Source organism: Rhodoferax sp. (genome assembly GCF_014859475.1).
Classification (GTDB): domain Bacteria; phylum Pseudomonadota; class Gammaproteobacteria; order Burkholderiales; family Burkholderiaceae_C; genus Rhodoferax.
The window spans coordinates 1-20,457 of the sequence record NZ_JACUUE010000037.1 but is presented as its reverse complement, the minus strand read 5'-3'; the positions used below and the strand labels follow the sequence as shown (position 1 = coordinate 20,457).

The following is a 20,457-nucleotide window of genomic DNA, read 5'->3' as shown; positions in this document are numbered from 1 at the left end:
CACCAGCGGCGGCGTGAGTGTGGGAGAAGCCGACTACACCAAGGCCATGATGAAGCAACTCGGCGATGTGGCGTTCTGGAAGATTGCCATGCGTCCCGGGCGGCCCATGGCCGTCGGCCGCATTCTCAAAAGTCATTGCGAACGAAGTGAAGCAATCCATGACTCCGGACTAGCTGGACTGCCGCGCTACGCTCGCAGTGACGAACACCCCACTGGCCAAAATCCAACGATTCTTTTTGGCCTGCCCGGCAACCCGGTTGCCGTGATGGTGACTTTTTTGGCCTTTGTCCGCCCTGCACTGTTGCGCATGATGGGCAGCACGCAGGGCGTGCCCCCCTTGCTGAGCGCCAAAAGCACCGCACCTATCCGCAAGAAACCGGGCCGCACCGAATACCAGCGCGGCATTGTCAGCACGGCGCCAGACGGCACGCTGCAAGTGGCCATCACCGGCAACCAGGGTTCAGGCGTGCTCAGCTCCATGGTGCGCGCCAACGGTCTGATCGTGCTGGCCCACGCGCAGGGCAACGTCGCCGTGGGTGATGAGGTCAGCGTGATGATGTTTGACGGCGCGGTTTGAGCCGCAACGCCTCCCGCCTTGCCACCCACGACCCGCCGGGTTTAATTTTCTCGCTGACACCAATTTGTATGGAGGTGTAACCAGCGCGGGTGAAGCGGCCGTGCGGGCCTTAAACTCCCGCGCATGACAGCAGGCCTCCGGCGCGCAAGCACCTTCATCACCCAGCAGTTTCAGCGCGCCACGGTGGCCATCAGGCGCTATCCGCTGCGCTCGGCTTTGCTGTTGCCCGCCCTGTTGCTGCTTTACGTGCTGCTGCTGATTCCGTTCACACCCGGCATTGGCGACCTGCGCCGCGCCAAATCTGAAACGCCCACCCGGTTGCTGGCGCTGGACGGCACGGTGCTGGCCGAGTACAAGCGCCTCAACCGCGAATGGCTTGCGCTCGACAATATAGCGCCGCATGTGGTGAACGCCCTGATCGCCACCGAGGACCGCCGCTTTTTCCAGCACCACGGCATCGACTTCAGGCGCATTGCAGGGGCCGTGCTCAGCACCCTGGGCGGCGACCTGCAGGGCGGCTCGACCATCACCCAGCAGCTCGCGCGCAACCTCTACCCCGAAGAAATCGGCCGCGCCGCAACCCTCACGCGCAAGCTCAAGGAAGCCATTACGGCGCTCAAGATCGAGGCGGTGTATTCCAAGAACGAGATTCTGGAAACCTACCTCAATACCGTGCCATTTCTCTACAACGCCTTTGGCATCGAGATGGCGGCACGCACCTATTTCGACACCTCGGCCAGCCAGCTCGACGTGCTACAAAGCGCCACGCTGATCGGCATGCTCAAGGGCACCAGCTACTACAACCCGGTGCAGAACCCCGCGCGCTCGCTACAGCGGCGCAACCTGGTGCTGGCGCAAATGGCCAAAGACGGCACGCTGGACCCGGCCCGGCTCGATGCGCTATCCAAACGCCCGCTCAAGCTTGATTTTGCGCGGCAGGTCGAGCCGCCCGGACTGGCACCGCATGTGGCCCAACACCTGCGCAAATGGCTCATCGACTGGGCCGACCAGCGCGACTTTGACCTTCAATCCGACGGTCTGCGCGTTTACCTCACACTCGACGCCAATCTGCAGAAAACGGCCAACCAGGCAGTCGCCAAGCAACTCGCTCAGCTACAGAAACTCGCAAACCGGCGCCGCAAGGCCGGCCAGCCAGCCGCCGTGCTGCAAGCCGGCTTTCTGGCGCTGGACCCGCGCAATGGCGCTGTGCGCGCCTGGGTTGGCAGCCGCGATTTTGCCCAGGAGCAGTTCGACCATGTGAGCCAGGCGCGGCGCCAGCCCGGCTCCACCTTCAAGCCCTTTGTTTATGGCGCGGCGTTCATGCAGGGTTTCAAACCCACCGACACCTTCATTGACCAACCGGTATCGATCGCGATGCCCGGCAGCCCTGTCTGGACCCCCAGCGATGCCACGCCGCCCAGCTTCCTGCCCACCAGCCTGCGCGACGGGCTGACTTACTCCAAAAACACCATCACCGCCCAGCTGATGCAGCAAGTGGGCGCAGCGCGCGTCGGTGAATTGGCGCGGGCCATGGGCGTGCGCCAGAGCAAGTTCGACCTGGTGCCCTCGCTTGCGCTGGGCACCAGCCCGGTCACGCTGATCGAGATGGTCGCGGCCTACGGCACCATTGCCAATGGCGGCGACTACCGGCAGCCCTTTTTGTTGCTGCGCGTGGAAGACCGCAACGGCAAACTGCTGGAACAGTTCGCACCCGTCACACAGAGCGAACCCGCCATGCCGCGCGCGCAAGCCTTGACGCTGGTCAACGTGATGCGCGGCGTGATCGACGAGGGCACCGGCGCTGCCATTCGTTATCGCTACGGCATCCAGGCCGACGTGGCCGGCAAGACCGGCACCACACAGGACAACACCGACGGCTGGTTCATCATGATGAACCGCCAGCTGGTGGCGGGCGCCCGGGTCGGCTTTAACGACAACAGCGTCACCATGGGCTCTTGGGGCCAGGGCGCGCGCAGCGCGCTGCCGATGGTGGGCGAGGTGTTTCAGCAGGCATTTCGCCAGCACTGGCTCGACCCCGACGTCGAATTCGACATCCCGCGCCCGCGGCCGCCACCTCCGCCTGAGCCGCAGCGGCCCTCCGACCCTTTGAGAGACATCGTCAACAATGTCATGAGCAGAATCATGCAGCAACTGCAGCAACTGCATAATTGAAACCACCAGAAATCTCCCGAACAGGGTGAATTGATTGACCTACACTCGACCAGTCATGGCAATGCAACCACTTCAAACGATGAAAGACAGTCGTCATCGCGAGCGAAGCGTGGCGATCCATGACTTCCGGGGTCATGGATTGCATCACTGCGTTCGCAATGACGGGCAATTGCGTCATGACGGCCATTTGCGCAACGACGGAGCTGTTCATGGAAAGTGACATGAACATGCTGATACAAGGCCTGTTAGTTGCCGCCTTGGTAATCCTGTTGATCGTACAAGCCGTTCTCAACAGCCGGCGCATCCGCACGCTTCAACGCGACCTGGGCGAGCAGACCCGCAAGGTCGACACGCTCAACCAGCACCTGCTGGCCGCGCTGGATGCGCTGCCCGACCTCATGTTTGAAATGGATTTGAATGGCCGCTACCTTGACTACCATTCACCCCGCACCGAACTGCTGGCCGCTGACCCGTCGGATTTCATTGGCAAGACGCTGGCCGAGATGTTGCCGGAAGACGCTGCGTCCATCGGCCTGAGCGCACTGCAGGAAGCGCAGCAATGCGGCTATTCACAGGGCAAGCAGATCGCACTGGACCTGCCCGATGGCCCGCATTGGTTTGAACTCTCGGTGGCACGCAAGGCAACCAGCCCGGGCAGCGTGCCCACCTTCATCGTGCTGTCGCGCGATGTCACCGAACGCAACCAGGCCACGCACAAAGTCGAGCGGCTGTCGCGGTTGTATGCGGCGCTGAGCCTATGCAACCAGGCCATCATGCACTGCAACAACGAAACCGAGCTGTTCCCACTCCTGTGTCGCGACGCGGTCAACTTCGGCGGCATGAAAATGGTCTGGATCGGCATTCTCGACCCGGCTGATCAGCTCATCAAACCCGTGGCCTGCCACGGTACGGGCACCGACTACCTGGCCAACATCGCCCTGTCGGCCGACCCTGCTTCGCCCCAGGGGCAGGGGCCCTCCGGCATCGCCCTGCACGAAGACAGGGCCTTTTGGTGCCAGGATTTCCAGAACGACCCAGCCACCCGACCCTGGCACCAGCAAGGAGCGCAGTTCGGCTGGGGTGCGTCTGCCGCTGTTCCCCTGCATCGCAAGGGCAAAACCATTGGTCTCCTGACGGTTTATTCCAACGAAAAAAATGCCTTCGACGATGCCTCGCAACAGCTGCTGCTGGAAATGGCGATTGACATCAGTTTTGCGCTCGACCGTTTTGTCGATGAGGCGCAACGCATCACCACACTCAAGGCCCTGCGCGACAGTGAGGAGCGCTACCGCAAGGCGTTCAAGACCAGCCCGGACGCCATCAACATCACGCGAATAGCCGACGGTCTTTACCTGGACGTGAACCAGGGTTTCGAGCGCCTCACGGGCTGGACTGCCGATGAGGTGGTGGGCAAAACCGCGCTTGAGCTCGACGTCTGGCATGACCCGGCCGACCGAAAAAAACTGGTTGAAAGCTTGCGGCGCGATGGGCGTTGCAACAATCTGGAGGCCGATTTTGTGCGCAAGGACGGCAGCATCTGCCATGGCCTGATGTCCGCCGAAATTGTCCGCTTCAAGGACGTGGACTGCATTTTGAGCATCACGCGCGACGTGTCCGAAAAAAAACGCGCCGATGCGCAAATTGAGCGATTAGCCCTGTTTGACCAGCTCACCGGCTTGCCCAACCGGGCTCAACTGCAAGACCGTTTCAAGTTCGCGCTCCAACTGGCCCAGCGCGGTGGCGGTGCCATGGCGCTCATGTTTCTGGACCTTGACCATTTCAAGAACATCAACGACACACTGGGGCACAGCATTGGCGACCAACTGCTGATTGAAGTCGCAAGACGCCTCAAGGCCACGCTGCGCGAAGAAGACACTTTGTCACGGCTCGGTGGCGATGAGTTCATTTTGCTGCTGTCAGACACCAACCAGGAAGGTGCCCGTCAGGTGGCGCTGAAGCTGATCGCCAACGTGGCCCAAAGTTGCCAAATTGAACAATTTGAGCTGATCAACACCGTCTCGATCGGCATCGCCATGTACCCCCAGGACGGCGCGGATTTTGAAACCTTGTCCAAAAATGCCGATACCGCGATGTACCGCGTCAAGCGTGCGGCGCGCAATGACTTTTGTTTCTTCACACAGGAAATGCAGGCCAATTCCGCGCGCAGTCTGCAGCTGATCAACGCCCTGCGCCATGCCATGGAGCGCCATGAACTGAGCCTGGTGTACCAGCCCCAGGTGGCTCTTGAGGGCGACCGCGTGATCGGTGCCGAAGCTCTGTTGCGCTGGCACCAGCCGGAGCTGGGCACCATCTCACCCGCTGAATTCATCCCGCTGGCAGAAGAAAGCGGCCAGATTCTGGAGATCGGCGAGTGGGTGCTGCGCACCGCCGTGGCGCAGCTCAAGCAATGGATGCAAAACGGTTTGCCACCGCTGATCATGGCCGTCAACCTGTCAGCCGTGCAGTTTCGTCATCCCAATCTGCTTGAAATGGTCACGCGCATTCTGGATGAGGCCGGGGTGCCCCACGGCGCCCTGGAGCTCGAGCTTACCGAAGCCACCGCCATGGACAACCCCGCAACGGCCATTGCCATCATGGACCGCCTGCACGAGCGCGGCATACACTTGTCGATCGACGACTTCGGCACCGGTTATTCCAGCCTGAGCTACCTGAAAAAATTCAAGGTTTCCAAACTCAAGATCGACCAGTCTTTTGTCAGCGACATCAGTATCGACCCCGACGACAAGGCCATCGTCACGGCCATCATCAACCTGGCCGCAAGCCTGGAACTGAAAACCATCGCCGAAGGCGTGGAAACGCTCAGCCAGCTGAATTTTCTGCGGCTGCAGGGCTGCGACGAGGTGCAGGGTTATTTCTTCAGCCGACCCCTGCCAGCCGATGCCTTTGAGCAGTATTGGCAGCAGCACGACAAGCCGTCGTCAACCGCCTCATAGTGCCACGGTCAGGTTGACCCAAGCGTCTGGCAGCCATTGCAGGACCTGGGCCTCCAGCCATTTGTCGCCACCGGTCAGAATCGCCACCCCCATGGCGCCCAGCAGCAAGGCAAAGCCACGGCGCACGCTCTCCATGCGCGCCAACACCCAATCGCGCACCCGCAGAAAGCCGCTGCGCGACGCATAGGCCACCAGCACCAGCGGCATGGCCGCGCCGAAGCCAAAAATTCCAAGCACCAAACCACCACGCGCCACGCCGCCTTCGCTCGCAACCAGCGTCAATGCCGAACCCAGCAACGGCCCCGAGCAAGGGCTCCAGACCAGCCCCAACACAGCACCGAGCAGCAGCGAGCCACTGTCGAGCCGGGCCGAGGCTGCGTTGGCGCCGCTGGCAATGGGCAGCATCCACTGGGTAAAGCGTTCGCCCAAAGCCGGCATCAGCATGACCAGCGCAAACGCAATCAACATGGCTGCACCCGCAGTGCGCACGGTGTCGCCGTCAATGCCCAGCGACGGGCTCAGGGCGCCCAGCAGCATGCCGGAATGATTTTTGCAATTTTCATGAAGGTCCTTCAATTTCAAAGTCAGGTTTTTTGGCTTGGCAAAACAACGCGGCTACCAACCACGCCTTACCGATTCCGCCTCCAGCGCATCCATGTCGGCGATCCAGTCGATCGGCAGTTGGCTCAGCAGTTCAAGCCGCCGGTCCTGCAAGGCAGGCCCCTGGTCCGGGCGGCGCGCCATGCGCTGGTCGCGTCGGATCAACAGCTCTGCAATCAACGGACGATACAGTCGCACGAATCCGCTGAGCCAGCGGCACGATGCCTCATGCCCCGGCACATCCGCCATTGCAAATCGATCAACGCAGGCCAGCGTGGTGCGCGCATCAAACCAGTGCCCGTCGATCACCCACTGATTCACGCTGAATAACGCCACCGGCAGGCCGCGGGCGTCAAGAGAAATGGCAAACAAATGGGTCGGTGCGGTGCGCTGCCACCTTGGCTTTCCCGCAAGAAAATAGCGCCGTCGCCCAGTTGCGGTTGCATGCCAGAACAGGTGCAAATGACCATGCTCCTAGTCACCGTCACGGTGCGAATGGTAGTAAAACTGGGAGCCCCGGCGCACATCGACCAGATCATTGGGCGGGTAGTGCTCAAACTGGATCACAGGGCTGCCCGCAACCCAGCTTTGAATCAGCGACCCATGCGCTGAGGTCGCCTCGGCAAAGGCCGCAACACTGGCGCGCGCCTCATGCAGCACGCGGCTGACCTCGGCGGCACCGGCATCGCGCCAATAACGCTGCAGACGCCGTGATGCCGTCATGCGCAAGCCTTTGATTACTTGGCCGCACAAGCCCCGCATTTGGCCTTGCAGGCGCCACATTTCTGCATGCTGCTACCGGCACCGCACTTGCTGCCCTTGCAGGCGCTGCACATCATGGCGCAGCCGCCAAGAGCCGCCGTGGTGACAACTGCCATGGCCAAGGCTTTTGCAAGAGTGGAAGACATTGAATTCATGGTGACGCTCCTGAAGGTTGAGGAAAAAGTTACTTGCAAAATTGCGTAACAGCGACTGTTGTCGGTGCATGCCGCGAATTTCTTACAGCCAGCCAAAAAAATTGGCAAAGCGTTGCGCAGCCTGTAATGAATGGCGCTGGCACCACGACAGATACCGCAACCCACCGCGCCCCGTCAACACCATGTCCACCAGCATTTGCCTTGTCGCCCTACCCGTTTCAACCCGGGCGAAATATCGTTCGCCGCTTCATCCGTCAGTTTCTGACTCGCCCAAGAACGCAGTTGCAAATATGATCAGGCACTTACCATGGCGGAGTTCACAACAAAATGACAACCCGAGGCACCACATGATGACAGCCACGCCCAAAGACGATCCCGATCCGGGTGCACCCGACACATCCATCCTGTCCGACACTGCTTTTCTCGATGACTTGCGCAAGCAGATGGTCAGGTTTGCCACGCTGCAGCTCTCCAACAGCCATGCCGCAGAGGACGCCGTGCAAGAGGCCCTGATGGGCGCGCTGAAAAATGCCAAATCATTCGCCGGGCGCGCTGCCCTGAAAACCTGGGTATTTGCCATCCTGAAAAACAAGATTGCCGACACGCTGCGCCAAAAGCAGCGCATGGTCGATGCCAGCAGCTTGCTGCGCGAAGACGAGGAAGGTGAAGATTTTTCCGAGCTTTTCAACAAAAAAGGCGTCTGGCAGGAAGACGAAAAACCAGCCAGCTGGGGCAACCCGCAAGCCTCACTGCACCAGAGCCAGTTCTGGAAAGTGTTCGAGATTTGCCTTGAAGGCCTGCCCGGCAAGCAGGCCAGGGTGTTCATGATGAAGGAATTTGTGGAACTCGATAGCAATGAAATTTGCAGCAGGGTCGGCATCACCACCACCAACCTCAACGTGATGCTGCACCGCTCGCGCCTGCGCCTGCGCGAGTGCCTGGAAAACCATTGGTTCGGACAAGGAGAACACGCATGATGAACTGCCAGCAAGCCACCCGGCTGATCTCGGAGTCACAGGAGCGGCCGCTGTCGATGACCGAAAAACTGTCGCTGAAAATGCACGTGATGATGTGCTCCGGCTGCAAGAACTTCAGCCTGCAGGTGCCGTTTCTCAGCAAGGCCATGAAAGCCTACGCCAAAGGATTTGACGAGGCGCGGGACGCAGAAGACAAGAAATAGGCAATGCGGCGCGGCTGCCACTTTAAACTTCGGGTATCAGGAATCATGTCAAGTCTTGGTATTCCTTTGTTTGGAATCGTGGCCAAACACCTCACACTTTGCCTACCGACACCGATGTCTGGTATCCGGCGGGTAATTTGAACTTTTGAAGGTCAACCGTCATTGCGAACGAAGTGACGCAATCCATGACCCCGGAAGTCATGGATCGCCGCGCTTCGCGATGACGGTTCAAGGTCCGTGTGCGGTAGCGGGGCCGATACGGCGGGCTCGCAGTGACGACGCCTCTGTTCAAGGTCTGCGCAAAAGCCACGAATCGTTTGACACCCTGCCCCAACTTGAAACTTTGCGGGTCAGACCACTCGCGCAGCGACGTGCTCCGACCCCAACTATTTAACTTTTGCGCCAGATCATCAAACTGGCCAACAAGATCACCAGGCTGAAGACGACAAACGCCCAGTTGGCAATGGACCCGCCCAGAAACGTCCAGTCAACGGCTGAACAATCACCACTGCCCTTGAATATCATGGGAATGGCGCGCTGGAGCGGAAAGTTTTCGATCATGCCGTAAAAATCCCGGCCGCAGGTGGCCACCTCGGGCGGGTACCACTGCAGCCAGCTTTGCCGGGCCGCCACAAAAGCGCCAAATCCCGCAGCCAGCAACAACAATAAAGAGCCCCAAAAATAGACACGCTTGCTGCCGCTTGCATTGAGCAAACCGGCAATGATGGCCACTGAGAAAAGCGCATAACGCTGCACGATGCACATCGGGCAGGGCTCCAGCCCCTGGCTGTGCTGCAAATACATGCCAAAGGCCAGCATGGCGACGCAGGTCACGCTTAAAAATGCAAAAACGCGCCGAGGCGCGTTGTCGAGAATCACCAGCAATGCGTTCGCCATACTTTCAACACGCTTTACTTGGACGCTTCGTCAAGTGCTTTGCACGATGGAGAACACACCGCCTGGGATTTGCCCAGGATTTTCTTGGAGACCATCTGGGATCGGGCACGGTGCTTGCCGCAAAGGAAGCACGACATGGTAGCCGCACCAAACGAGGTAGCGGCGGTGAAAGGTGAACCTGACACCTTGGATTTGTAACGCAGGCCATCGGCCACGATTTTGGTTTTGGTATCTGCTTTTGACATAGGGCGGATTTTAACGCAGGTGCGCGCTTTGTGAAAAACCTTGCTACAGTTGCAAGCTTTGACACCATCTTTGAAAGATTATTATGGCGCGCACTGTGAACTGCATCAAACTCGGCATGGAAGCTGAGGGACTCGACTTTCCACCTTATCCGGGGGAACTGGGCAAGCGCATTTGGCAGAGTGTCAGCAAGCAGGCCTGGTCCGACTGGCTCAAGCACCAGACCATGCTGGTCAATGAAAACCGCCTGAATCTGGCCGATGCGCGCGCGCGCCAGTACTTGGCAAGGCAAATGGAAAACCACTTTTTTGGTGCGGGAGCCGATGCCGCCCAAGGCTACGTGCCGCCCAGGGAATAAGCCCGCGCGATGGCGGTTAACCCGGGAGAGCCGCAGCCAACCCTGGACAATGACCCCACCAAGGCATGGCAAGGGCTGGCCTGCTGGCGCATACTCGACACGCAGTTTGAGCAGGGCGAACGCTTTCTCACAAGCTGGCAGGCATGGCGTCTGGACCCGCAGCGCCCGCGCCTGCTGCACTATGTGGCGTTTTGCCAGAATCCGGTCAGCCGCCAGGATGTGCTGAGCCGGGCCGGCCAAGACCCGGCGCTGGCGCCATTGGCACGGGAGCTTGCCAGCCAATGCTTCGGTCTCTTGCCGGGTTTCCACCGTTTTTTACTGGATCAGGGCCATGTGGTGCTGACCCTGTGCGTGGGTGAGACCTTGAGCCTGCTGCGCCAGCAACGCTTCGAAGCCGATGCGGTGGCCTTGGCCATGCCAGTGGATGATGCAGATGGCATTTGGACCTTCAAGGCGCTGACGCGCTGCTGCCGCCGTGGCACCCGCCTGGTTGCCAAAGCGCCAAACCCGCTCGCCCCGTCGAATTTGCGCGGCCATTTGACGCAATGCGGCTTCGAAATTGAGGCCCCTGCCGCGCCAAGCTCGAACACCGCCCCGGCACTGATCGAAGCCCGCTTCAACCCACGCTGGGAACTCAAAAATACCCGGCCCAACGCCATTGCAGACGCCTTGCCCGTTGGCACCTGTGCCGTTATTGGCGCCGGCCTGGCCGGGGCCAGCGTGGCGGCAGCGCTGGCGCGGCGCGGCTGGCATGTGACCGTGCTGGATCAGGCGCATGCCCCAGCGTCGGGTGCTTCCGGCCTTCCGGTCGGTCTGGTCGTGCCGCATGTCTCGGCGGACGACTGTGCGCTGTCACGGCTGTCACGCAGTGGCGTGCGCCTGATGTTGCAACAAGCGCGCAGCCTGCTGGTTGCTGACCAAGACTGGGCACCCGGCGGCGTGCTGGAACGGCACATTGACGGCAGTCCCACCTTGCCGCCCCACTGGCGCGATGCCGCTCAGGCATGGTCAAGCCTGGCACCCGCAGCGGCGCAGGAGGCCGATTGGGCCAAAGGCATCGACACCATGCAAGACGTCTGGCACCCGCACGGCGCCTGGCTCAAACCTGCGCAATTGGTGCGCGCCTGGCTCAGGCAAACCGGCGTCACGTTCACTGGCAAAGCAGCTGTGGCCCGGCTGCATCAACGGGCAGGCGCGTGGGAAATGCTGGACGCGCAGGGACAAGTGCTGTGCGGCGCCGAGCGCGTGGTGCTGGCCAATGCCTGTGGCGCTGCCGCCTTGATGACGCGTTTGCAGCAGGACGAACCTGAACGCGCTGCCAGTTTGACCCGAGTGCCCGCGCTGCAGGGGTTGCGCGGCTTGCTGAGCTGGGCCACGCATACCGAACCCGAGCCCGATGGCTTCCCGCCCCACCCGGTCAACGGTTCGGGGGCGATGGTGCCTCATGTGCCCATGGATGGAAGTTTGGCCTGGTTCATGGGTTCGTCGTACCAGAGCGCCAGTGAAGCCGAACGCAGTGATCAGGACAATCACCTCGGCAATCTGCAGCACCTGCAAGCCTTGCTACCTGAACTGGCAAGTCAGCTGCAAACCGCGTTTGAATCCGGCACGCTCAAGCATTGGAAGAACACCCGCTGCGTGACTGCCGACCGGCTGCCCGCCGTGGGTCCATTGGAAACCGGAGAGCAGCCTGGTTTGTGGCTGTGCGCCGGCATGGGTTCACGGGGTTTGAGTTTTTCGGTGCTGTGCGCCGAACTGCTGGCCGCCCGCTGGGGTGCAGAACCCTGGCCACTGGAAATTGGCCTGGCGCGCAGCCTCGATGCGTTGCGCAGCCAAGGACTCTTAAAGCAATAACAGCGCGGCCAGACTGACCGGCTCACAGCCGCTGCAATTTGTCCAGCGCCAGTTGCAGCGTGGCCGTTGTCTTGGCAAAGCAAAAACGCACTACCTGCTGGTCAAAGCCCGCGCCATAGAAAGCCGACAGCGGAATGGCCGCCACGCCGATCTCGGCAGTGAGCCATTGGCAGAAATCGGCCTCCTTCAGGTCGTTGATGCCGGAGGTGTCCACACATTGAAAATAGGTGCCTTCACAGGGCAACAGCCTGAACTTACTGTCTTTCAGTCCGTCGCGGAAAAAGTCGCGTTTTTCCTGGTAAAACTCCGGCAGCTTGAGGTAGGCGTCCTGGTGCGCCATGTACTCGGCCAGGCCGAACTGCACCGGGGTGTTGACGGTGAACACGTTGAACTGGTGCACCTTGCGAAACTCCTGGGTGAGCGCCGCCGGGGCCGCCACGTAGCCCACCTTCCAGCCGGTCACATGGTAGGTTTTGCCAAAGCTCGACACCACAAAGGCGCGCTCGGCCAAACCTGGGAACATGGCCGCGCTCTGGTGCTTCTGGCCATCAAACACCATGTGCTCATAGACCTCGTCGCTGATCAGCAGCACATTGGTGTGTGCCAGCAGGGCTTCCAGCTGGCGCATTTCAGCCGCGCTCCAGACCGTGCCGCTGGGGTTGTGCGGCGAATTGACGATGATGGCCCGCGTTTTTGGCGTGAGGGCGGCGGCAATTTTTGCAAAGTCGGGGCGAAAGGTGCCGGGCGTCAGGGGCACGCGCACCGGCACGCCACCGGCGAGTTCGATGTTGGGCACATAGCTGTCGTAGCAGGGCTCCAGCACAATGACTTCGTCACCGGAGTGCACGACGGCCAGAATGATGGTGAGGATGGCCTGCGTGGCCCCGGCGGTGATGGTGATCTCGGTGGCGGCACTGCAGTGGTGCTGGTAGAGCGCGGCAATTTTGGCCGCCACCGCCTCGCGCAGCACCGGCACACCGGGCATTGGCGGGTACTGGTTTTTACCCTGCTGCATGGCGCGGGTGACGGCCTCCACCAGCCTGGGGTCGCAGTCAAAGTCCGGAAAACCCTGGCCCAGGTTAACCGCATTTTTTTCTACCGCCAGGGCCGACATGACGGTGAAGATGGTGGTGCCGACATTGGGGAGTTTGCTTTGGAGGATCATCATTTTTAATCAGTTGAGGACAGAGCAAATTTGCTTCGCAAATCTTGGTCTGTCCCGCAAGGTTCTGATATGTTGGGACAGAGCTGGTTCACTTCGTGTAACTGCGGACTGTCCCGCAAAGCTTTACAACTCATAGTCATTCACATGGCCGGTCATGGCGCGGGCCACCAGGGTTCGGTCGAGCCGGGAGCTCAGGAACTCGGCAAATTGATAGACAAAATTGCGCAGGTAGGCGCCGCGTTTGAAGGCGACACGCGCCACATTCTGGCCAAACAACTGGCCGGCGGGCCGGATCACCAGTTCTGGGTTGGCCGCGCCTTCGACCACATCACGCACCGACATTTCAGCGGCAATGCCCACGCCAAGACCTAGCTTGACGTAGGTCTTGATCACATCAGAATCAATGGCTTCGAGCGCAATGCGTGGCTCTAACTTGCGCGTGGCAAAGGCGTGGTCGATCTTGGTGCGACCGGTGTAAGACGGGTGGTAAGTGATGAGCGGCTCGTGGGCGATGTCTTCAAGTGTCAGGTGCGCCTTGGTGCACAGCGGATGGCCGGCGGGCAGCACCAGCACGTGCTGCCATTCGTAGCACGGCAGGGTCACCAGTTCGTCGTAGCCATCGAGCGACTCGGTGGCGATGCCGATCTCTGCCACTTCGTCAATCAGCATGTGGGCCACCTGGTCGGGTGAGCCCTGGTGCAGGCTGACATTGACCTTGGGGTAGGCCAGACGCAGTTTGGCCACCGGTTCGGGCAGCACGTAGCGCGCCTGGGTGTGGGTGGTGGCAATCGACAGGGTGCCGCTGTCCTGCGCACTGAATTCATCACCAATGCGCTTGAGGTTGGTGACTTCGCGCATGATCAGCTCGATGCTCTTGAGCACCTGCTGGCCGGGCTCGGTTACGCGCTTCAGGCGTTTGCCATGGCGCGCAAAAATCTCGATGCCCAGTTCTTCTTCGAGCTCGATGATGGCTTTGGAGACCCCCGGCTGGGAGGTGTGAAGCGCCCGGGCGGTCTCGGTCAAATTGAGGTTGCGTCGCACGGCCTCCTGGACAAAACGGAATTGATGCAGGTTCATGGCGCGGCCAGGCTTCAGACAGTGGCGGCGGGCAAGGAAATCTGTGCCAGCAACTCAAGCACCCGTGCGTCTTCACCCACCGAAGGCCGCAGCAAGAACATCACCTCGGGGTAGTCGCGCTCGAGGTCTTTGACCAGCACCGGCAGGTCTTCGCGGGCATGGCGGCCAACCCCCAGAAACATGGGCACGATGGTGATGTGGCGAACGCCAGTCTCTACCAATTCTGCGGTGGTGCTGGCCAAGTCGGGCGTTGTTATTTCAAGAAATGCGCAGCGCACGCAACACGCAGGGTCAATCGCGAGCATGCGCTGCGCCACCGTGTCCATGGGTACGCGCCAGACCGGGTCCCGCGAGCCGTGGCCAAAAAGAATGGTTGCTTGCATAAAAGCTTGTCTTTCAAAAACAGGGTTGACCCAAATAACGGCTGCGCCTCATCGCCTGAGCACCAGCCAGCCAAAAGCCGACAGCGACAGCACCGAATAAATCAGGCCCGGCAAGGCGGCAGCCAACCAGGGTTGCCAATTTTGCAGTGTGCCGATGTAGCCAAAGACGTTGTTGAGCAAAAAGAAGCTGATGCCCGCCAGAACGCCGCCAAACACATAGGTGGTAATGCTGCCGGCGCGGAAATGCAAATAGGCAAACGGCAAGGCCAGCACCACCATGACCAAGCAGCTCAACGGGTAAAAAACCTTGCGCCAGAATTGAATTTCATAGCGCTGGGCATCCTGGGCGTTGCTTTGCAAATGCTGGACGTACTGAAACAAGTCAAGGGTTCGCATGCGCTCGGGCTTGAGCAGGGCAGCCGACACCATTTCTGCACTGAGGTGATTGGGCCAGCGCAAGGTGTCCCATTGCAGATGATCAATCCTGGCTATCGAGGCCCCTTCGGCCGGAAACTCGGTGCGCTTGACCTGCTGCAACTGCCAGGCTTCATCGTCCGAAATCTCGGCAGAATTGGCTTGCATGATTGACTGCAAATAGCCGCGGTTGTCAAACTCGAAAACACGAATGTCGTGCAATACCCCGTCGGATGCCAGTTGCCCCACATTGACGGCATATTGGCCGTAGTCCTGTTTTTCCTTGAGCCAGGCACCTGTCTGACCCACCGTAATACGCCCGGTGTAGCGTGCCTTGAGCAGCTGCGCGGCTCGGTCGGCCACCGGCGACAGGTAATCGCCCAGTGCAAAGGTCAGAACGACAAAACCCACCCCCAAGATCAACAGCGACCTGAGCGCACGCCACGGACCGAGCCCGCTGGTGCGCAAAATGGTGAATTCAGAGCTTTGGGCCAGACGCGCCATGACAAAAATAGTGCCAATCAACACGGCAATCGGGGCGAGCTCATACAAGTGACTTGGAATGAGCAGCGCTACAAAGACGAGCGCGTGCGCCAGGCTATACCCTGTGGCTGCGTACCGCCCCACCGTCTGGATTTCCTCAACCAGGTCAAAAAAGAAAAACAGCGACAAAAACCCCAGCGTGACATAAGCCACCGCCGAGAGCACTTCACCATAGATCAGTCGGCGAATGGTTTTCATGAGGCAAGCACCTTGCGGCGCCAGCGCGACAGCCCAAACACCTCGCGCCATTGCAGGTTGAGGTGTATTTTGGCAAGCATCAGGATGGCCAGAACAAAAACACCGCCGTGCAGGCCCAGCATCAATTGGATAAAGCTGAACTTGCCGGTGGCGACCATATTTTGCCCGAGTCCGAGCAGGTTGTAATAAAAGACGAAGGTGAACAAGGCAAACACCAGATTCGTGCTGCGACCCACGCGCGGATTCACGCTGGACACCGAAACTGCAATGATCACAAAGTTGAACGAGATCAGAATCAGACCCAGCCGCCACGACAATTCTGCCCAATGCAGCGGCGAAAGGTCGTCAAGCAGTGCGGCGGTGGTGCGGGTATTTACCGGCACAAAATTGATGGCTTCGAGGGCATCCTGGCCAATTTGGACGCCATATTGCTCAAAATTACTGACCTTGATCTCGGAGGAACCCGTGGCGCGCTCCAACCGCTGGCCATTGTCGAGCAGCAAAAACCGGCCAGTCGGCAGCGTTTCGATGCGCCCGCTGCGCGCCGAAGTCACGGTTTCCTTGCCCTCTTCGGTGGTGACCACAAAGACATTGGTGCCGCCTTGCGCCCCTGCCACATCCTTGTCAATAAAAAACACCCGCGTGCCGTCAGCAGACTCCTGAAACCGGCCGGGCTCGACGCGCTCCAGATCACCACGCTGCTGGTATTGGGTTTTAAGCTCTTCAATACGCAAATTGGTCCAGGGCAATATCACCAAAGCCAAACCGGCGACCACCGCAAACACCGGCCAGGCAAAGTGCAGCAAGGGCCGAACCAGGGCAAACAGCCCCTGGCCACTGGACAACCAGATCACCATTTCGCTGTCGCGGTACATGCGCGACAGGGTAGCAATGATGGCAATGAACAGGCCCAGCGTCAGCAGCGTGGGCATGTAGGCCAGCACAATATAGCCCATCACCAACATCACGTCTGAAGGATTGAAAGTGCCGCGCGATGCCAAGCCCAGGGTGCGGATCAGGGTCATGGTCATGACCACCGTGACCAGCACGATCAGGGTTGCGCCAAAACTGCGCGACAACTCTTTGCGTAGGGATGAATGGAATAACATGGCGTCAATATGAAAGGCTGAATTATGAACTTTGAACTGCTGACTTTGGACCTGGCAACGGCTGGCCACGAAAAATGTGATGTTTTCTTGGTGCTGCTGCCAGCGGGCTTCAAACCTGGCAAAAATCCGCTGGCCAGCCAGATTGACAAGGCGCTCAAGGCGGGTGATCTGGCCAACAAATCTGCCAGCCTGCTCGACATTTACCGCCCCGCCGGACTGGCTTGCGCACGCCTGGTCCTGGTTCATGTGGGTGAAGCCAAGGCCAGCGACATCGGCAAAGGCGTGCAGGCAGCCATTGCCCTGATCAAGCCAGCCAAACCCAAACAAATCACGCTGTGCTTTGCCGAGACACCCGATAGCCAGACGCTCCATGTGGCCCTGACCACGCTGGCCGAAGCCAGTTACGTTTATGCCACCACCTTGAGCAAGGCCGAGGCGCGCAGCATCGCGCATGTCAAGGTCGGCGTGCCCGACAGCGCCTGCCTGGCCGCCCCGTTCGCCCAGACCGTGGCCGCCGTGCACGGCATCGAATTGGCCAAGGAATGGGCCAATCGCCCGGCCAACCACGCCACACCCAGTCATTTGGCGCGTGCGGCACAAGCCTTGGCCAAATCGCCCCGCATCAAGTGCGAGGTGCACAACCACAAGGAAGTCGAAAAACTGGGCATGGGCGCCTTTTTGGCGGTGGCCAAGGGTTCTGCCGAACCCCTCAAATTCATCGAACTGCACTACAAAGGTGTCGGCAAAAATCAGCCGCCGGTGGTGCTGGTGGGCAAAGGCATCACCTTTGACAGCGGTGGCATTTCCATCAAGCCCTCTGCCGAGCTGGACGAAATGAAATACGACATGTGCGGCGCCGCCAGCGTGCTGGGCGTGTTCAGGGCGCTGGCCGAACTGCAACCTGCCATCAATGTCGTCGGTTTGATTCCCTCTTGCGAAAACCTGCCAGGCAGCCGCGCGGTGAAGCCTGGTGACGTGGTCACCAGCATGAGCGGACAGACCATCGAAATCCTCAACACCGACGCCGAGGGCCGGTTGGTGCTGTGTGACGTCCTGACCTACGCCGAGCGCTTCAAACCACGGGCGGTGCTCGACATTGCCACGCTCACCGGTGCCTGCGTGATTGCGCTGGGCGGCGTGCGCAGCGGCTTTTTCTCGACCGACGAGGCCATGATGGCGGCAATCGCCAAAGCCAGCGAGTCGTCGCAAGACCTGTGCTGGCCGATGCCGCTCGATGATGACTACGCCGAGGGCCTGAAAACCAGCTTTGCCGACGTCGCCAACGTCGCCGGACGCCCCGGTGGCGCCATCACCGCCGCCAAATTCTTGCAGCGCTTCACCGGCAAATATCCCTGGGGGCACTTGGACATTGCTGGCTCCGGTTGGAAAAGCGGCAAAGCCAAAGGCGCCACGGGCCGCCCGGTGGGCCTCTTGCTGCACTATGTCTTGTCCTTTCAAGGCGGCGCCGCCTGAATCCCGTGCCTGACGTCGAATTTCACACCCACACGCCTGACAGCCTGCTGTACGCCTGTCGTTTGCTGCGCAAGGCCGCGGCCAGCGCAGCGCAGGTGCTGGTGACCGCCGATGCACCAACACTGGCGCAACTCGACCTGCAACTCTGGAGGTTTTCGAGCACCGAATTTGTGCCCCATTGTTTCGACGACGCACCCGCGCAGGTGTTGGACAACAGCCCCATCGTGCTAACGCAGACCGCTCCTGAAAATGCCGCACAAGCCATCTTGTTGAACCTGAACGCCACGGTTCCCACTGGTTTTGAGCAGTTTGCGCGCATCCTTGAAATCGTCAGTGAAAACGATGACGACAAGCGCCAGGCCCGCAGCCGATGGAAACAATACGCCGCTTCGGGATGCCATTTGAGCAGCCACAACACGCAAGCCAAATCGACCTCATGAACACACCACCCCGACAGCCGCCCCGCTTTGTGCCCACGCTCACCGAAAAAATTGAGGCCAACACTTTCACACCAATAGAACCCCCTCCCGGCATCAATATTGAAGCCCTGATTGCCGCAGTCTGGCAGCAGGTTCAACCGCTGGTCGTGGTGAAGCTGCAACAGCATTCCGAACAATGGCTGCGCGCCACGCTGGCGCAACAATTGCAGGAAATCAACATCCGGGTGCAAGATGATATTGCTTTGCTGGTACGACAAGCAGTCAGTGACGCTTTAACACCCCAAAACAGAAGCCAACCCCATTTGGACTCGGACAACAACTGAAAATATATGCACCAAATGAGTAACTTCCCTATGGTGCAAGCCCTGAAAGTAAGCTATCGTGCACGGCTAGAATTTATTTCTGCAATTTTTTCAACATGGAGTTTTTATGCGCATTAAAAGTACCTTGACCCTGATCGCTGCCGCCACCTTGCTGGTAGCTTGTGGCAAAAAAGAAGAAGCAGCACCGGCACCTGCTGCACCGGCACCCGCGCCAGAGCCTGTTGCCAATGTGATCAAGATTGGCCACGTTGGGCCTACCAGCGGCGCTATCGCCCACCTGGGCAAAGACAACGAAAACGGCGCCCGCATGGCCATTGACGAACTCAATGCTGCTGGCGTCATACTGGGTGGCCAAAAGGTGACCTTCGAGCTGTTGGCCGAAGACGATGCCGCTGATCCCAAGCAAGGTACTGCTGTTGCGCAAAAACTGGTTGATGCCAAGGTTGTTGGCGTGGTCGGCCACCTGAACTCGGGCACCACCATTCCCGCCTCCAAGATCTACAGCGATGCGGGTATTCCCCAAATCTCGCCATCAGCCACCAACCCCAAATACACCCGTCAGGGTTACCAAACCACTTTCCGCATGGTGGCTGACGACACCCAACTGGGCGGCACGCTGGGCAGATACGCAGTTGACACCCTCAATGGAAAATCGATTGCCGTGATCGACGACCGCACCGCTTACGGCCAGGGCGTAGCCGAAGAGTTCGCCAAGGCAGTTGAAGCCGCTGGCGGCACGGTCGTTGCCAAGGAATTCACCACCGACAAGGCAACCGATTTCACATCCATCCTGACCACCATCAAGGCCAAGAAGCCCGACGTAGTGTTCTTTGGTGGCATGGACGCGGTGGCTGGCCCAATGATGAAACAAATGAAAGGCCTGGCCATGAAACCCAAATTCATGGGTGGCGACGGCATCTGCACGACCGAACTGGTCAAGCTCGGTGGCGACGCCATTGCTGACGACCAGGTCTACTGCGCTGAAGCCGGCGGTGTCGATGGCGAAGCCAAGGTAGGCATGGACGAGTTCAAGGTCAAGTACCAGGCCAAGTTCAACACCGACGTGAAGCTCTACGCCCCCTACGTCTATGACGCAGTGAACGTCATGGTGGCTGCCATGGTCAAGGCCGACTCAGCCGATCCTGCCAAATATTTGCCCGTGCTGGCTGCCACGTCCGAATTCAAGGGCGTGTCTGGTCCGGTCTCTTTTGACGAGCGTGGCGACATCAAAAACGGTGCCTTGACCCTCAAGACCGTTCGCGGCGGTCAGTTGACCACCCTGGCTGTGATCCGCTAAGCCAAACTCAAGCCGCACTGGCGCCTTTGGGTGTCAGTCTGCCAAGGAAGCAAGCCAGCCGGTTTGCTTCCTTTTTTTATGGCTGATGCCCTGCGTGAAATGAAAGCAGCGGCTCTGGCAGGTAGAATGCCCAACTCTGGAGCGGTGGATGAGTGGTTTAAGTCACACGCCTGGAAAGCGTGCGGGGAGTAAAATCCCCCGGGGGTTCGAATCCCCCCTGCTCCGCCAGATAGTTTAGAAAATCCCTTGTAAATCAATGAGTTACAAGGGATTTTTTTCGTCT

The 20,457-nt window shown here is 59.7% G+C and carries 23 protein-coding genes and 1 tRNA gene; 13 read left to right on the top strand and 11 right to left on the bottom strand.

Annotation, left to right across the window (positions count from 1 at the left end; all coding sequences use genetic code 11):
• Nucleotides 1–577: molybdopterin-binding protein (locus tag IBX54_RS05690; protein WP_296541695.1), on the top strand; the 577-nt coding region annotated here is incomplete at its 5' end.
• Between the two features lie 123 nt (nt 578–700).
• The gene (locus IBX54_RS05685) at nt 701–2,749 is read left to right on the top strand and encodes a transglycosylase domain-containing protein (protein ID WP_296541694.1); all 2,049 of its coding nucleotides are present in this window, start codon (nt 701–703) and stop codon (nt 2,747–2,749) included.
• Here IBX54_RS05685 and IBX54_RS05680 read toward each other — a convergent pair.
• Nucleotides 2,718–2,960 (bottom strand): hypothetical protein, encoded by a 243-nt coding sequence (locus IBX54_RS05680; RefSeq protein WP_296541693.1) that lies wholly within the window; start codon nt 2,958–2,960, stop codon nt 2,718–2,720. The two genes, IBX54_RS05685 and IBX54_RS05680, sit on opposite strands and share 32 nt — an antisense overlap.
• Before the next feature lie 10 nt (nt 2,961–2,970).
• Between IBX54_RS05680 and IBX54_RS05675 the strand changes: the two genes are divergently transcribed.
• Nucleotides 2,971–5,703: an EAL domain-containing protein gene (locus IBX54_RS05675; protein WP_296541692.1), complete on the top strand. Its 2,733-nt coding sequence runs from the start codon at nt 2,971–2,973 to the stop codon at nt 5,701–5,703.
• Here the strand turns inward: IBX54_RS05675 and IBX54_RS05670 are convergent.
• The 3 genes from IBX54_RS05670 to IBX54_RS05660 form a co-directional block, all read right to left on the bottom strand.
• On the bottom strand, nt 5,698–6,240 hold the full coding sequence (locus IBX54_RS05670) for a cytochrome c biogenesis protein CcdA (RefSeq protein ID WP_296541691.1): 543 nt from the start codon (nt 6,238–6,240) through the stop codon (nt 5,698–5,700). The genes IBX54_RS05675 and IBX54_RS05670 overlap by 6 nt on opposite strands.
• Nucleotides 6,241–6,318: 78 nt before the next feature.
• A complete protein-coding gene (locus IBX54_RS05665) occupies nt 6,319–6,765 on the bottom strand; it encodes a hypothetical protein (RefSeq protein WP_296541690.1) in 447 nt (148 codons plus the stop codon).
• 12 nt (nt 6,766–6,777) lie between these two features.
• The gene (locus tag IBX54_RS05660; RefSeq protein WP_296541689.1) at nt 6,778–7,026 is read right to left on the bottom strand and encodes a hypothetical protein; all 249 of its coding nucleotides are present in this window, start codon (nt 7,024–7,026) and stop codon (nt 6,778–6,780) included.
• Between the two features lie 18 nt (nt 7,027–7,044).
• Here IBX54_RS05660 and IBX54_RS05655 point away from each other — a divergent pair, with 18 nt between their 5' ends.
• From IBX54_RS05655 to IBX54_RS05645, 3 genes are all read left to right on the top strand, one after another.
• Nucleotides 7,045–7,269 carry a hypothetical protein gene (locus IBX54_RS05655; RefSeq protein WP_296541688.1) on the top strand — a complete coding sequence of 75 codons (225 nt, stop codon included), beginning with the start codon at nt 7,045–7,047 and terminating at the stop codon, nt 7,267–7,269.
• 298 nt (nt 7,270–7,567) lie between these two features.
• Nucleotides 7,568–8,197: an RNA polymerase factor sigma-70 gene (locus IBX54_RS05650; protein ID WP_296541687.1), complete on the top strand. Its 630-nt coding sequence runs from the start codon at nt 7,568–7,570 to the stop codon at nt 8,195–8,197.
• Entirely contained in the window at nt 8,194–8,400 is a 207-nt protein-coding gene (locus IBX54_RS05645) for a zf-HC2 domain-containing protein (RefSeq protein WP_296541686.1), read from the top strand. Before IBX54_RS05650 ends, IBX54_RS05645 begins: the two co-directional genes overlap by 4 nt.
• A 390-nt stretch (nt 8,401–8,790) precedes the next feature.
• Here the strand turns inward: IBX54_RS05645 and IBX54_RS05640 are convergent, their stop codons facing one another.
• Nucleotides 8,791–9,297 (bottom strand): disulfide bond formation protein B, encoded by a 507-nt coding sequence (locus IBX54_RS05640; RefSeq protein ID WP_296541685.1) that lies wholly within the window; start codon nt 9,295–9,297, stop codon nt 8,791–8,793.
• 14 nt (nt 9,298–9,311) lie between these two features.
• On the bottom strand, nt 9,312–9,542 hold the full coding sequence (locus IBX54_RS05635; protein ID WP_296161316.1) for a hypothetical protein: 231 nt from the start codon (nt 9,540–9,542) through the stop codon (nt 9,312–9,314).
• A gap of 83 nt (nt 9,543–9,625) precedes the next feature.
• On the opposite strand from IBX54_RS05635, the gene IBX54_RS05630 reads away from it, so the two are divergent.
• Both IBX54_RS05630 and mnmC read left to right on the top strand, forming a co-directional pair.
• Complete coding sequence (locus tag IBX54_RS05630) at nt 9,626–9,898, top strand: oxidative damage protection protein (RefSeq protein ID WP_296541684.1); 273 nt, start codon at nt 9,626–9,628, stop codon at nt 9,896–9,898.
• Between the two features lie 9 nt (nt 9,899–9,907).
• Nucleotides 9,908–11,752 (top strand): FAD-dependent 5-carboxymethylaminomethyl-2-thiouridine(34) oxidoreductase MnmC, encoded by a 1,845-nt coding sequence (gene mnmC, locus IBX54_RS05625; protein ID WP_296541683.1) that lies wholly within the window; start codon nt 9,908–9,910, stop codon nt 11,750–11,752.
• A 22-nt stretch (nt 11,753–11,774) separates the two neighbouring features.
• Here mnmC and IBX54_RS05620 read toward each other — a convergent pair whose 3' ends face one another.
• The 5 genes from IBX54_RS05620 to lptF all read right to left on the bottom strand — a co-directional run bounded on the left by IBX54_RS05620 (nt 11,775) and on the right by lptF (nt 16,641).
• Nucleotides 11,775–12,920, bottom strand: coding sequence for a pyridoxal phosphate-dependent aminotransferase (locus tag IBX54_RS05620; protein ID WP_296541682.1), 1,146 nt, complete (start codon nt 12,918–12,920; stop codon nt 11,775–11,777).
• Nucleotides 12,921–13,040: 120 nt separating this feature from the next.
• Nucleotides 13,041–13,994: a CysB family HTH-type transcriptional regulator gene (locus IBX54_RS05615; RefSeq protein WP_296541681.1), complete on the bottom strand. Its 954-nt coding sequence runs from the start codon at nt 13,992–13,994 to the stop codon at nt 13,041–13,043.
• Nucleotides 13,995–14,008: 14 nt separating this feature from the next.
• The gene (locus IBX54_RS05610) at nt 14,009–14,377 is read right to left on the bottom strand and encodes a CbiX/SirB N-terminal domain-containing protein (RefSeq protein ID WP_296541680.1); all 369 of its coding nucleotides are present in this window, start codon (nt 14,375–14,377) and stop codon (nt 14,009–14,011) included.
• A 48-nt stretch (nt 14,378–14,425) separates the two neighbouring features.
• Nucleotides 14,426–15,532 carry an LPS export ABC transporter permease LptG gene (lptG, locus tag IBX54_RS05605; protein WP_296541679.1) on the bottom strand — a complete coding sequence of 369 codons (1,107 nt, stop codon included), beginning with the start codon at nt 15,530–15,532 and terminating at the stop codon, nt 14,426–14,428.
• Nucleotides 15,529–16,641: an LPS export ABC transporter permease LptF gene (lptF, locus tag IBX54_RS05600; protein ID WP_296541678.1), complete on the bottom strand. Its 1,113-nt coding sequence runs from the start codon at nt 16,639–16,641 to the stop codon at nt 15,529–15,531. Before lptF ends, lptG begins: the two co-directional genes overlap by 4 nt.
• A gap of 24 nt (nt 16,642–16,665) precedes the next feature.
• Here lptF and IBX54_RS05595 point away from each other — a divergent pair, with 24 nt between their 5' ends.
• From IBX54_RS05595 to IBX54_RS05575, 5 genes are all read left to right on the top strand, one after another.
• Nucleotides 16,666–18,114 (top strand): leucyl aminopeptidase, encoded by a 1,449-nt coding sequence (locus IBX54_RS05595; RefSeq protein WP_296541677.1) that lies wholly within the window; start codon nt 16,666–16,668, stop codon nt 18,112–18,114.
• Nucleotides 18,115–18,119: 5 nt separating this feature from the next.
• Nucleotides 18,120–18,554: a DNA polymerase III subunit chi gene (locus IBX54_RS05590; RefSeq protein WP_296541676.1), complete on the top strand. Its 435-nt coding sequence runs from the start codon at nt 18,120–18,122 to the stop codon at nt 18,552–18,554.
• Nucleotides 18,551–18,877: a hypothetical protein gene (locus tag IBX54_RS05585; RefSeq protein WP_296541675.1), complete on the top strand. Its 327-nt coding sequence runs from the start codon at nt 18,551–18,553 to the stop codon at nt 18,875–18,877. Before IBX54_RS05590 ends, IBX54_RS05585 begins: the two co-directional genes overlap by 4 nt.
• Before the next feature lie 106 nt (nt 18,878–18,983).
• The gene (locus IBX54_RS05580; protein WP_296541674.1) at nt 18,984–20,174 is read left to right on the top strand and encodes a branched-chain amino acid ABC transporter substrate-binding protein; all 1,191 of its coding nucleotides are present in this window, start codon (nt 18,984–18,986) and stop codon (nt 20,172–20,174) included.
• Between the two features lie 138 nt (nt 20,175–20,312).
• Nucleotides 20,313–20,402, top strand: a tRNA-Ser gene (locus IBX54_RS05575).
• Nucleotides 20,403–20,457: the final 55 nt, after the last annotated feature.